At 33.8% G+C, this 13,708-nt stretch carries 14 protein-coding genes and 1 riboswitch; of the genes, 6 read left to right on the forward strand and 8 right to left on the reverse strand.

Going from position 1 to position 13,708, the window contains the following annotated elements; translation table 11 throughout:
* Positions 1 to 554 precede the first annotated feature (554 nt).
* Both SSP_RS11655 and SSP_RS11660 read right to left on the reverse strand, forming a co-directional pair.
* Positions 555 to 1,070, reverse strand: a complete 516-nt coding sequence (locus SSP_RS11655) for a VOC family protein (RefSeq protein WP_011303916.1) — start codon at positions 1,068 to 1,070, stop codon at positions 555 to 557.
* Between the two features lie 144 nt (positions 1,071 to 1,214).
* Complete coding sequence (locus SSP_RS11660) at positions 1,215 to 2,489, reverse strand: dicarboxylate/amino acid:cation symporter (RefSeq protein ID WP_011303917.1); 1,275 nt, start codon at positions 2,487 to 2,489, stop codon at positions 1,215 to 1,217.
* Between the two features lie 463 nt (positions 2,490 to 2,952).
* On the opposite strand from SSP_RS11660, the gene SSP_RS11665 reads away from it, so the two are divergent.
* Positions 2,953 to 3,327: a hypothetical protein gene (locus SSP_RS11665; protein WP_011303918.1), complete on the forward strand. Its 375-nt coding sequence runs from the start codon at positions 2,953 to 2,955 to the stop codon at positions 3,325 to 3,327.
* 96 nt (positions 3,328 to 3,423) lie between these two features.
* On the forward strand, positions 3,424 to 3,762 hold the full coding sequence (locus tag SSP_RS11670; RefSeq protein ID WP_011303919.1) for a hypothetical protein: 339 nt from the start codon (positions 3,424 to 3,426) through the stop codon (positions 3,760 to 3,762).
* Positions 3,763 to 3,844: 82 nt separating this feature from the next.
* Here SSP_RS11670 and SSP_RS11675 read toward each other — a convergent pair whose 3' ends face one another.
* Complete coding sequence (locus SSP_RS11675) at positions 3,845 to 4,063, reverse strand: hypothetical protein (protein ID WP_011303920.1); 219 nt, start codon at positions 4,061 to 4,063, stop codon at positions 3,845 to 3,847.
* Positions 4,064 to 4,198: 135 nt separating this feature from the next.
* Complete coding sequence (locus SSP_RS11680; protein WP_011303921.1) at positions 4,199 to 4,876, reverse strand: hypothetical protein; 678 nt, start codon at positions 4,874 to 4,876, stop codon at positions 4,199 to 4,201.
* A gap of 227 nt (positions 4,877 to 5,103) precedes the next feature.
* Between SSP_RS11680 and SSP_RS11685 the strand changes: the two genes are divergently transcribed.
* Complete coding sequence (locus SSP_RS11685; RefSeq protein WP_011303922.1) at positions 5,104 to 5,325, forward strand: hypothetical protein; 222 nt, start codon at positions 5,104 to 5,106, stop codon at positions 5,323 to 5,325.
* Between the two features lie 118 nt (positions 5,326 to 5,443).
* Here SSP_RS11685 and guaA read toward each other — a convergent pair whose 3' ends face one another.
* Genes guaA through xpt form a run of 4 tightly spaced genes read right to left on the reverse strand, consistent with a single transcriptional unit; the run spans position 5,444 to position 10,358 of the window.
* Entirely contained in the window at positions 5,444 to 6,985 is a 1,542-nt protein-coding gene (guaA, locus tag SSP_RS11690) for a glutamine-hydrolyzing GMP synthase (RefSeq protein ID WP_011303923.1), read from the reverse strand.
* A gap of 22 nt (positions 6,986 to 7,007) precedes the next feature.
* Positions 7,008 to 8,474 (reverse strand): IMP dehydrogenase, encoded by a 1,467-nt coding sequence (guaB, locus tag SSP_RS11695; protein ID WP_002484264.1) that lies wholly within the window; start codon positions 8,472 to 8,474, stop codon positions 7,008 to 7,010.
* 37 nt (positions 8,475 to 8,511) lie between these two features.
* Positions 8,512 to 9,780: a xanthine permease PbuX gene (gene pbuX, locus SSP_RS11700; RefSeq protein WP_002484265.1), complete on the reverse strand. Its 1,269-nt coding sequence runs from the start codon at positions 9,778 to 9,780 to the stop codon at positions 8,512 to 8,514.
* A complete protein-coding gene (gene xpt / locus SSP_RS11705; RefSeq protein ID WP_002484266.1) occupies positions 9,777 to 10,358 on the reverse strand; it encodes a xanthine phosphoribosyltransferase in 582 nt (193 codons plus the stop codon). Before xpt ends, pbuX begins: the two co-directional genes overlap by 4 nt.
* Before the next feature lie 256 nt (positions 10,359 to 10,614).
* Positions 10,615 to 10,717, reverse strand: a riboswitch (purine riboswitch).
* 226 nt (positions 10,718 to 10,943) lie between these two features.
* Between xpt and SSP_RS11710 the strand changes: the two genes are divergently transcribed.
* The 3 genes from SSP_RS11710 (at position 10,944) to SSP_RS11720 (ending at position 13,493) form a co-directional block, all read left to right on the forward strand.
* Complete coding sequence (locus SSP_RS11710) at positions 10,944 to 11,360, forward strand: general stress protein (RefSeq protein WP_011303924.1); 417 nt, start codon at positions 10,944 to 10,946, stop codon at positions 11,358 to 11,360.
* Positions 11,361 to 11,668: 308 nt separating this feature from the next.
* Positions 11,669 to 12,334 carry a hypothetical protein gene (locus SSP_RS11715; RefSeq protein WP_011303925.1) on the forward strand — a complete coding sequence of 222 codons (666 nt, stop codon included), beginning with the start codon at positions 11,669 to 11,671 and terminating at the stop codon, positions 12,332 to 12,334.
* 121 nt (positions 12,335 to 12,455) lie between these two features.
* Positions 12,456 to 13,493 carry a hypothetical protein gene (locus tag SSP_RS11720; RefSeq protein WP_011303926.1) on the forward strand — a complete coding sequence of 346 codons (1,038 nt, stop codon included), beginning with the start codon at positions 12,456 to 12,458 and terminating at the stop codon, positions 13,491 to 13,493.
* The last annotated feature ends 215 nt before the right edge of the window (positions 13,494 to 13,708 follow it).

The raw sequence follows: 13,708 nt of genomic DNA on the forward strand, positions 1-13,708 counted from the left end.
AGTTATGCTTAAGTTTTTGTTTCACTAATTTGCTCTCCCTATAATTATTTCAGTCCACTCCATTTTCATTGTTGTTACATTATGTTTCTCAATACCAAATCATTTTAATTATGTGCTTAATTTAATACTTTTAGTTTTCTTAATTTAAAAATATCCTCGCACTTATTACAGTACAAGGACATTCATTTTAACATTTTTCAATTTTAAAACAGCATGTTATCTTATTTACAAAGTAACATAATATAACTTTTAATAACATATATTATTTAAGTTATTAAATGCTGGAAGGTGTGTCGAAAATCAACTTCCTATTAAAAATCCTTTTAGGTATACTTTTCGTCAGTATCAGTTCTTGGAACAACACCATTTCTACACGACAGAAGGTTAATAAAAAAGCTGAAAAACATCGCACTGAACCAATGACAGGGGAACAGTTTCGTTTCATGTTTTTTCTAAATGTGACGATGTCTACTGGTTTTTATTTACTTTTGGTTCATACCTTTTTTAATTAAAAGTATAAAATTCAGTGCTTAAGTACATACAATAACTCGAAATTATGGAATAAATACATTACTTTCACTATCCTCAGGATAATAATAACCATTTGGAATTGATTGTAACTCTATCAGACTATGCCATGGCGATTTTAAATATACACTACTGCTACCTTCACTGTCTTCATATCTAGAGTTATCATGTTTCTCAGATAAAGGGCTCGCTCCTGCATCAACAGCTTGTTGAATTGCACGATCCATATCGTCGACAAATAACGAAATATGATGATACCCATTATCTTCCAAATCAAGTGGTTCCCTTTTATCGTCACTTTCTATCTCAAACATCTCAATATTCGGACCATTGCCAATCACAATCATACGTTGTTTAACAATAGCAGACCCCTTAGATAGGCCTAACATGCGCTCTACTTCTGGACCTTTTCTAGGTTCATCATCGTAAGTTAAGCCATCATATGCATATTTCGCATCAAAGGCATCTTTCAAAAATTTAAATGCTGCTTCAATATTAGGCACTGTCATGCCAATATGGTTAATACCTCTTATATTACTCATTTTATCTTCCTCCAATTTATAAACGTTTTAATTGTATACCCTATTTAAAATGAGTTTAATAATTGCAGTATATCATCCATTTTTTTCAGAAAAAAGCACACCTTATTTTTATTTATAAGGCGTGCTTGTAGATTTATTATTTTGTTAAATTGTTTTCAGATACTCTTCGCCTTGTTTTTTATCATAAACACCTTCTGTTTTAGCGATAAAGATTGTAGCTACTGAGTTTCCTAATACGTTTACACATGTTCTAAGCATTTCAAGTATTCTATCTACACCGATAATCAATGCTAAACCTTGTGGATTTAATCCTACAGATCCTAATGTAGTTAGTAATACTACGATTGAGGCTCCTGGTACACCCGCCATACCTTTAGACGTTAACATTAATGTAATCATTAATAAGATCTGTTCACCAATACTTAAATCAACACCATATAATTGAGCAACAAATAGCGCCGCAATAGATTGGTACATGGCCGCACCATCAAGGTTAAATGAATAGCCGGTTGGTAGTACGAAAGATGCAATATCTCTCGGCACACCAAAACGCTCCATTTTTTTCATTACTGTAGGTAATACTGCTTCTGAACTTGCAGTCGAGAATGCCAACATTAAATCGTTCTTTAATAGTTTGATAACTTGTGTAATTCTTACACCACAAACTCTTGAAACAATGCCTAATACAATAAAAATAAAGAATAGCATTGCAATTACCACAGTTAAACACAATTTGAACAATGGAATTAATGCAGATAATCCGAAAGTAATAATCGTTGTAGTAATAAATGCAAATACTGCAATTGGTGCTAATAATAATACTTTTCCAATCATCCAGAATACTGCTTCTAGTGCACCGCCTAAAAAGTCTTTAACCGGTTGTGCTTTTTGTCCAATTGCCGCTAATGCTAAACCAAAAAATACTGAGAAGAATATAACTGGTAATAATTCTCCAGAAGCAAATGCCTCGAAGATATTCGTTGGTATAATATTTACAATTGTATCGATCAAGTGATTGTCATATGTAGATTGTTCTGCAGCTTTTGCAGTTGATTCATATTTAGAAATATCACCTTTTGGAAGCAAATCAGGATTTAGTCCAACACCTGGTTTGAATAAATTACCAAAAATCAAGCCCATAAATATCGCGAAACTTGTCATAATAACAAAGTATAATAATGTCTTACCACCGTAACGTCCAATCGTTTTTGTATCCCCTACATTTGAGATCGATAACGCTAAAGAACAGAATACGATAGGTACGACTAACATTTTAATTAAATTTATAAATACATCGCCAAAAGGTTGTATATAATTAATTACATCTTTATTTCCATGTAATATACTCCCTAAAATTACCCCTAGCACTAATGCTATGATAATTTGGGTCGGTAAGTTTATTTTTTTGATAACTTTCACTCTTGTTCATCCCCTTTTTCAACCTAACATTGTCCAAATGCTAGTTTTCTACAAAATATATTTTATCATAAACAAAATTCCACTCATATATTAAATTTACATGCTTTTAAAAATATTTATGATTTTTAATTTTATGCAGACATTCAATTAAGAATTTATAAATTATTTTGAAAGGGGTTATAAACTGATAAACCCTGTCACCAAAGGTTATTTACGCATATATAAGTATTTTAAAGGTCATTTTTTAATTGTGAACAAATTTGTGAACAATAATAAAATAATCATCAAAATTCAGGCTTATTTGTTTATTTAAATGCCTAATATTGAATAAATATAAACGTGATTTTGTAAAATCATGCTACCTCATTTCATGATATACATGGTTGGTTTGATGTTATTTAAATTACTTTTGAATATATGTTATTTTTAAAATATAGTGTAGAAATATTTAAGGAGGGGTATCTTGATAGAAAACAAAGAAAGTTTTAGATTACTCTATCAAGCTATTAGTGAACTTGCAGCAGAAATGGGAGATAATCAGTTTGAAACTAAATCTATTAGTCTCATATTTTTAGATCTAGATATCGAACATGAATACTTTGACAAACTATTTCTATCATTCATACAATATGTGAGCAGGCATAAAGGAGAAGCTATCTCATATAAGAATTTACTAGCTTTAATAGAAGACAAGATGCCACGAGACTTATCACTTCATATCAAACATAAAATTATCATTGGCTTTGCTAATAATTATTTACCAGAACTCAAACCAATTGCAGATGATATAAAATCTGCTATCTATAATCAAGTGAATAAAGAAATAGATCTTGAATGATTCTTGACGCACTTCATTATGATGCCTTTGCACAGTTTGACACTTTATATATAAATACGTTAAATTTCATTTATAAAATATTTAGGAGTATTTATATTGAAAACAGCATTATTCTTCGTCACAATTTTTGTATTTTCAATGATTTGGTCAATGATTATCATTAACTATTTACCGGATGCAGCAACTGCTAATAAACGTGATAAGACACGTTACAGTGAAAAACAGCGTTTAATCATTTTAGAAACATTGTCTAGAACTTGCACTTGGTTCATTTATTTTTTAGTCATTTCAATTCTCACAAGGTATTTAGGGCCGTCAAACACAAACTTTGATTTAATATCTAAGTACCCCCTAATCACGGTCTTAATTCCCTTGATTATACTTGGGGTTTTGAACTATTTGTTTGTTAAGAAAAAATACAAGACTACTGATTAAAACTTGTAATCTATGAATCAAAAAGCGCCTTTTTAATTTCGAAAAGACGCTTTTTACTCATTCAATGAAATCACCAAGTACATCATTCTAATAAGTTAAATAACGCTGTTACAGCCATTAAAACTCCTAAGTTGATAAACGTTGGTTTTTCATATTTTTGTTTATATTGCTCATAATCATATTCGCTAATTTTCTTATTTTTCAATTTCCAAAATACAAGTACAAAATAGATGGATTGGAACATTAAAATACAAAATGAAACGAGCAATGCCACGTATAATATCATTTTTAATATACTCATATAAACACCCACTTACTATTAATTAATCACTCGCCTTGAATTAATAACCTTAATGGTTAAGCTTTCTTGCCATACCTCATTAAAATTTATACTTTTCCAAACAAAACTGTATACCCCATCTAAAGCGATTTTAAATTAATTGCTGTACTTAATTTTTCCAGCTAAATCTGCGATTGTCTGGTCATCCCCTTGATTAATCGTGACCGTTTCAACATTCTCTTCAATCGCTTTTGTTGTTGCTTCTTTCATATTTGCATCAGTCCTTGAATCACGCCAATCATATGGAACATTTTTATATACATTGATTGACCCATCACCATTGCTACTATATGTCACTGAACCACCTACACGCATAGGAGCTTTTAATTTTACAACGTCTTCTTTAAAGACAGCACTGTCCTCAGCTTGTGGATTTACTTTAGAACCTTTTGGCAATTTTTCTACATTTAATGAATCCATACCATCCATATTATTTTTCAGTGGTCCTAGTTGATTCCACACGCGAGCATACTCAATTTCTTCATTATTGTATTGATTTAAAGCACCTTCGTCTTCATCAGTTGTTTCATTCTTGTCTTGAGCAGACTGATTACGTCCATCATTGTTTGTATTGGTATTTTGTTGCTCTGTTTTTTGTTCATTTTGTTTGCTGTTGTCTTTGTTATTTTCCGATTTGTCTTTATCTGAGTTGCTCGTGTTATCTGTATTTTCACTTTTTTCTTTAGGTTCGTTATTTTCTGAAGCTTCGTTATTACAACTTGCTAATAGAACTGATAGACTCACGGCAAATGTAGCAATAATAGTCTTTTTCATAACAGCAGCCAACCCCTCTTATCAAATTATTAAGTTTACAATAACATATTTCTAATCCATTTACATTGTATTCAACATTAAAACTATCCATAATAGTTTTTTGAAAACGGCTATTTTAATAGTTATTTTTCACCAATTTTACTTAATCACTTTTTAAACAGATGTTTATTGTATTGTTAACAACATATTATCTTTATGCTACGCTTAGATAAAAAAGGTGGCTATTCATGCATTTACCAATACCAATTGCGATTGTCTTGGGAATTATTTTTGTTATTCTTTATACTTATATCGGTATGAAATTAACACTCAAACACCATAATCATAAAAGAAAACATTATAATGTAGAACCGATGTCTAAACTACGCATCTACGTCGAAGCATTCTTCTTTGTATTAGCTGGCATATCATTTGTGTCACTACTTATTTACATAGGATATTTTAGCTAGATAGCGACTTTTGTAATATATACGTGGTCAGAAAATTTTAATTTGGTTTTTGTAATTTCAAAACATAAAAAAACAACCCCTTAAGCCTATGCCTAAGGGGTTACTTCATTCTATACGATTATTCCCACTCAATTGTGCTTGGTGGCTTAGATGTAATGTCATAGACAACGCGGTTAACGTGGTCCACTTCATTTACAATACGACTAGAAATCTTCTGTAAGACTTCCCAGTCGATACGTGCAAAGTCACTTGTCATACCATCAATCGATGTAACAGCGCGGATGCCTACCGTGTGATCGTATGTACGGTAGTCTCCCATAACACCTACAGATTGGATGCCAGGTAACACTGTGAAATACTGCCAAATCTCACGTTCAAGACCTTCCTCACGGATGACCTGTCTTAAAATGGCGTCTGATTCACGTACAATTTCAAGTTTGTCTTCTGTGATTTCACCAAGTACACGGATACCTAATCCAGGACCTGGGAACGGCTGTCTCCATACTAAATGTTCAGGAATACCTAACTCGATACCTAATTCACGCACTTCATCTTTAAACAGTGTATTGATGGGTTCGATTAATTGGAACTCCATGTCTTCTGGTAAACCACCCACATTGTGGTGTGATTTGATTGTTTGTGCTGTCTTCGTACCAGATTCGATAACGTCTGTATATAATGTGCCTTGTGCTAAGAAATCCACACCTTTTAATTTAGATGCTTCATCATCAAATACATAGATGAATTCATTACCAATGATTTTACGTTTTTGTTCTGGATCAGAAACACCTTGTAATTTGCTCATGAATCGTTCTTGTGCATCGACACGAATAATATTCATGTTGAAACCTTCACCAAATTGTTCCATAACCATGTCGCCTTCGCCTTTACGTAATAAACCATGGTCTACAAAGATACACGTCAGTTGGTCGCCAATCGCTTTGTGTAACAATACAGCTACTACAGATGAGTCTACGCCACCACTCATCGCACATAGGACTTTACGGTCGCCAACTTGATTACGAATTTTTTCAATTTCAATCTCAATGAAGTTTTCCATTGACCATTCACCTATACAGTCACATACACGACGTACAAAGTTACGAAGTAAATCGTTTCCGTATTCTGTGTGACGTACTTCTGGGTGGAATTGCACACCATAGATGCGACGAGATTTATCTTCAATTGCTGCATAGTTGGTACTTGGGCTATCAGCAATCACTTCGAAACCTTCTGGAATTTCGATCACTTTATCTGAGTGGCTCATCCAAACATTTTGTTCTTCTGGTAAACCAAAGAATAACTCATCAGTCTTCGCATTAATAATGGCTTTACCATATTCACGTTCATTGGCACGCTCTACTTTTCCACCTAAAAGTTTTGTAGTTAGTTGCATACCATAACAAATACCTAAAATAGGTACTCCCAAGTTATAAATTTCTGGGTCAATTGTGAATGAATCTTCTTCATAAACTGAGTTAGGACCACCAGAAAGGATAATCCCTTTAGGATTTAAACGTTTAATTTCTTCCATGCTAATCTCGTGGTCATGTAATTCACTATATACACCCATTTCACGAATGCGTCGTGTAATTAATTGGTTGTATTGGCTACCAAAGTCTAAAACAAGTATGAGCTCTTGCTCTTTCGCCATTTCCATATCTTTTTTATCTCCTTTTAACTTAGAATGAATAATTTGGTGATTCTTTTGTAATTTGAACGTCATGTGGATGACTTTCTGCTAGTCCAGCAGGTCCCATGCGCGTAAATTGTGCTTCTTCTCTTAATGCTTCTAAGTTTCTAGAACCTGTATAACCCATACCAGATCTTACGCCGCCCATAAGTTGATAAATTGTATCTTGTAATGAACCTTTATATGCAATACGACCTTCGATACCTTCTGGCACGAATTTTTTAGGTGCTTTATCTTCTTGGAAATAACGGTCGTTTGAGCCGCTTTCCATTGCGCCTAATGAGCCCATACCTCTATATACTTTGTACTGTCTGCCTTGGAATACTTCTGTAGCCCCTGGGCTTTCTTCAGTACCAGCAAGTAGACTACCTAACATAACTGCATGGCCACCAGCCGCTAATGCTTTGATGATGTCTCCAGAGAATTTAATCCCGCCATCAGCAATAATTGCTTTACCATGTTTGCGCGCTTCTGTTGCACAGTCATAAACTGCTGTAATTTGCGGTACACCAACACCAGCAACGACACGTGTTGTACAAATAGAACCAGGACCAATACCAACTTTCACTACATCAGCACCCGCTTCATATAACGCTTTTGTACCTTCGGCTGTAGCTACGTTACCTGCGATTAATGTAACTTGTGGGAATGTTTCTTTAATATGTTTAACTTGCTCTAATACACCTTTAGAGTGACCATGAGCTGTATCAATAACTAATGCATCTACACCAGCTTCTACTAATTTTTGAGCACGGATGTCTGTATCTTTAGCAATACCGATAGCAGCACCAACTAATAAGCGGCCGTGTTCATCTTTTGCAGAATTAGGGAATTCTAGTACTTTTTCAATATCTTTAATTGTAATCAGACCTTCTAAACGGCCTTCTTTAACTAATGGAAGTTTTTCTATTTTATGTTGTTGTAATAACTTTTCTGCTTCATCTAATGTCGTACCAACTGGAGCTGTAACGAGTTGCTCTTTTGTCATCACATCAGAAATTTTAATTGAGAAGTCTTCAATAAAGCGTAAATCACGGTTAGTAATAATACCGACAAATTGTCTGTCTTCTTTATTATTCACAATTGGCACACCTGAAATACGATATTTACCCATTAATGCTTCTGCTTCAAAAACACTTTCTTCTGGAGTTAAAAAGAATGGATTTGAAATAACGCCATTTTCTGAACGTTTTACTTTTTGTACTTCATCAGCTTGATCTTCAATATTCATATTTTTATGAATAACACCAAGTCCACCTTGTCGTGCCATTGAGATTGCCATTTTTGATTCAGTTACTGTGTCCATACCTGCTGATATAACAGGGATGTTTAATTTAATACCTTCTGATAATTGCACACTTAAATCCACTTCTTTCGGTAACACATCTGATTCTGCTGGTAACAATAACACATCGTCAAAAGTTAAAGACTCTTTTTCAAATTTATTTTCCCACATACGCTTACAGCCTCCTAATATTTGTTTGATAACATCATTATTTCATAACTTCCGTATCTTGTTGCTGTTTTATACCATTAAAAAAGAAATTCAAAATAATTGCTGAAATTGCGCCAAGAACAATACCGTTTTGTGTTAACCATGCAAATTGCTCACCCAAAGCTTTGAACGCTTGCGGTACTGCACTTATACCCGTTCCTAGTCCAACTGATACAGCAATAATCAATAAATTATTTTGATTCTTAAAATTAATATTACCTAATATACTAACACCATATGCCATGACCATGCCAAACATTGCTATCATCGCTCCACCTAATACTGGTAGAGGAATCATATTAGCAAGTGCACCCAATTTAGGAATACAACCACAAATGATTAACAAGATAACCATGCCATAGATAACTTTATTCTTTTTCGCACCAGATAATGACACTAACCCAACATTCTGTGAATAAGCGGTATACGGAAACGCATTAAAGATTGACCCTAAAATGATAGCAATACCTTCTGCTGTATAACCTTTTCGGAAATCTTTACGTTCCAATTTTTTACCTGTAATTTCACTCAATGCGTGATATACACCAGTTGATTCTATTAAGCTGACTAATGCGACAATAAAGAATACGAGCGTTGCACCTAAGTCAAAGCTAAACGTTGAGAACCTAAATGGTTGTGGTAAAGAGAACCAATGTGCTGTGCCAACTTGATTAACATCCACGATACCAAAGAGTGCAGCTAATACTGTGCCAACAATCAGTCCAATAAGTATGGCAATAGATTTTAGGAATCCAGCAGTAAAACGCTGTACAATTAAAATGATGATCAGCGTAACGACACCTAAGATGATATTTTTAGGATCACCGTAATGTTTATCACCTTCACCGCCTGCTAAGTAGTTCATCGCAACTGGCATCAAATTGATACCAATAATCGTAACGACACTTCCTGTAACTACGGGTGGAAAGAACCTAACTAAATAAGAAAAGAATGGTGCGATAAGAACTACTAGTATACCCGATAAGAATAATGAACCATATAAGTCACCAATACCTTTTGTTTGTCCAATTAAAATCATCGGTGCCACAGCTGTAAATGTACAGCCTAATACGATTGGCAGTCCTGTTCCTGTGCCTTTCCATACTTGTAAGAAGGTTGCTACACCACACATGAAAATATCAACTGTTACTAAAAAAGCGATTTGTTCTGGCGTGAAATCTAAGCTAGTACCTACAATAATAGGAACCAGTATCGCACCTGCATACATCGCTAATAAATGTTGTAAGCTTAAGATGAACGTTTTCATGCTTCGTCTCCTACAAACGTCACTTTATTACCACTTAATGATGCCACTTTACATAAAGATGAAACGGTTAAACCAGCTTCTTCTAAACGTTCTCTGCCTGGTTGAAAGCTTTTCTCTACGACAATACCTATACCTACCGTTGTAGCCTTAGCTTGTTTCACAATTTCATTTAGCCCAAGTGAAGCATCACCATTGGCTAAGAAATCATCGATGATTAATACGCGATCATTTTCACCTAAAAACTCATCAGACACGACAACGGTACTTGTCGTATTTTTTGTGAAAGAATGAATCTCTGCTTGATAAACACCTTTTTTCAATGTACTCGGCTTCGCTTTTTTAGCAAAAAGACAAGGTACGTCGAAGTGCATCGCGGCCATAATTGCTGGTGCAATACCTGAAGCTTCTATCGTTAATATCTTCGTAATACCTTCATCTTTAAATTGCTCATAAAATGTTTGTCCCACATCGTGCATTAACCTTGCGTCTATTTGATGATTTAAAAAACCATCAACTTTCAATATCTTTTCATCAATCACAACACCATCTGCTTCAACTTTCTGCTTCAACAAATCCACTCGAAAAAAACCTCCTCATTTTGTGTACAAAAAAATCCTAAACTAACTTAGTTTCAGGATCTATGAGTGAACGTGCAATACCAAAGCAGCATCGTTTCAATTACAATATATGTCCTTAAAATTAATTTTTTTACATTCATTTCCCTTTAACTATGTAAAAAAAGTATTCTTAATGAACAAAGCTTATATGTATGAGCGCTTTAAAAAGTCTAGTTTCTTTCACAACTTTTCATAACTTCTCAATTTGAATCGCTAGTGTATTGTATTGGTTACTCATAGTCATGTTGTTAATGGCAACATGGTAGAAACTTCTAAAGCCGTATCCTTCAGATTATATGAGTTAGATAAATTATTAACTGATGATAGCAAATTTTGGCAATATTTTCAATACACTTATTGATTGTAAACGCTTCACAAAAGCTTTTACTTCTTTTTCATATTTTTTCAGAAAACATTCACATATGCATGAAAATATCGTTTGTCAGTTGTGTAAGTTCATTATACAATGTAATTGTATTCGTTTTATATAATAACTTAAGGGTAAACACAAAATAATTCATATAATAATGAACGGAGGAACACTAAATGTCAGAATTCACTATTGTACAAAACAAAGAAGATCTTATCGATGCAATAAAATCTAAACTATCAGAGGGTTATAAAGAATCGGAAATGACCGTAATTAGTAAAACAAAATTACACATTGATGCGTTACATGATTCTGAAGTCAATCTAACTGCTACAAGTGGTTCGTTCAGTGATAAGATGGCTAAAATTTTAACTGGCGAAGACGGTGAAGAAGCCGTATTGGCTCACTACAAGCTACCTGAAGAAGAATTAGAACGCTATAAGAAAGAAATATTAAACGATAATTATCTCGTTGTTGCTACAAAGGATACGACTTCACACGTAGAAGCCGACAAAGCCAACGTTGCTTTCGAAACGAACCAAACTAAAAGTAATAGCCATTACTCCGAAGAAACAAACGGACCAAAATCATAATCCAAACGTTATACGTAAATCAAAGATGGTACTGGAGGCGTCAGCTTAAACTCTCATTTCACCAAAACCATTTTGAGACGCATTTGCGAAGTTAGATTAAGTACTGAGATACTGTTTGATTAATACTACAACATTTGTATAAGCAGTACTAACGTAAACATATAACGCCCTTATAATTTAGTCGGTCGAGACACACATATTGATGTCTCGACCCTTTTTATGTTTAACTGCAAATTAAATTAAGTTGCAATTCGATTCATATTTTCTCTATTATGTTATAATGAACGCAATAATTTGGGGGTGTACCTATGGAGTTTAAGACAATAACATCAATCGATGATCCGTTATTTAAATCTGCATTGAAGTTATATGATGCTAAATTTGATATCGGTCTATCTGAAGACGAACAAATTTTTAAACAGTCCTTAAGAAACGAACGTACAAAAGATGATTACATCTTTTTAGTAGGCGTTGAATCAGATGAAGTAGTGAGTTTAGCCACAGCGCATTATGAAGCTACGACAAATTCATCTTTTTTAATTTATTTAATTGCTAAAGATAAACACGAGCATGATGAAATTATCACAAAAACGCTTGAACGTATTCAAAAAGAAATAAACATTCTGTCGAATCAACTGCATGCACATGATGTCAATTTCATTATGTTGGAAGTGCCTAAAGAACCCGAAGACATTTCTGAAGATGTCGTTCAAATCATGGATAACAGACGCCAATTTTTATATGAACATGGTTTTGAAAAACAATATGAAATTGATTATTTAGCCCCTAATATCCAAGATTATGCGAGCGGCGAACCTATGGATTTATTTATAAAGTCAAATATTGAATTAACAAAAGATATCTATGGACCAAGCGTGAAATCAAATTATATTCTCAAGTATGTTTTTGCAAACAGAATTTCTCGAAGTGTTATTTATCCGTTGCTTGAACAAATGGAATTACGCAAACGATAGTTATCACCACTTGAAATCACTGTTAAAACAGTTTAAACTAACATAGAGGTAAGACTGACGTTTCACTGACCGAAGACAAACGTCGGTATACATAAATTAATTAATGAAAGGACTTATTTCTATGTTAACCAAAGAATTTGCACAACGCGTGGAGCTAAGTGAAAAACAAGTCCGTAAAATCGTTCAGCATTTAGAAGAACGCGGTTACCAACTTAGTAAAACAGAATACCGTGGCCGTGAAGCTACAGATTTCCAAGAAGAGGATATCGAACTATTCCAAGATATCGCCGATAAAGTTAAACAAACAAATAGTTATGATTTAGCTTTTGAAGAATTAGAAAAAGAAAAAGACTTCTTACAAGTATTAGTCAAAGATGACGGTAATCATTTACCTACAGATCAAAATGTTTCTAAACTTGTTGAAGATTTACGTTCGGAAATTCAAAAAATGCGTGATGAACGTCATATGCTTGGTCAAATGATTAACCAAGTACATCAACAACAACAGGAATTACACGAAATGCAGAACCAAATCACTACAAAATTAGACGCAAATACAGAATCTCTAAAAGCGATTCAAACGTCAACAGATGAAATCAAAACGACACAGAGCGTTATCCAAGATTCTCAAAAAGAACAATCTGAGTTAGCTAAATCAAATGTTGAAACTGAACATGTTAGCACTGCTAATACAACAACGAATAACAGCGACGCGCTAACAGAACATTCAACTGAGAGTGCGAGCAATGACGAAAAATCTGATGATAAAGTTACTTCTACAACTTCTGAAACTGTAGCTGATACAACTGATGCAACTGCTTCTAACCCAACTGATAAATCATCTGCGCAAGTTGCGACTGAAGAATCTGAAATCACTCAAATCAGCGAACAACCAACTGAAACGACAACAGCTGATACAGATGCTTCAACATCAGCTACAAAAAGAGAAATGGCTTCTGCTGAACAAGTCAAAGCAGATGACAAAACAGATGAAACTTCTACATCATCTACTGATAATTCATCTATTAATGAAGAAATAACGAAACCGAACACACAAACGCAGCCAACTGAAGATACACATGCGCAGTCTTCATCAGTTGCAAATGACACACCAAAAGAAGAACGTAAAGGTTTCTTCGCACGCCTATTCAATCTATAAACTATTTAATAAATGGTGCTAATTAACTATCAAACTAAACGAATTCTAAATCACAGAAATGTGATTTAGAATTCGTTTTTTTATTTCATTCTCTAAACGGTGAAATCATCGTTTTGCTACCTTTAAATTATCAGAAAATAAAGTCATTTAAAATTCATGAATTTCTTGAGTCATAGACTTGAATATTATTGAAATTGCTAATATCCTTAGTATAC

This window comes from Staphylococcus saprophyticus subsp. saprophyticus ATCC 15305 = NCTC 7292 (assembly GCF_000010125.1).
GTDB classification, from domain to species: Bacteria; Bacillota; Bacilli; order Staphylococcales; family Staphylococcaceae; genus Staphylococcus; species Staphylococcus saprophyticus.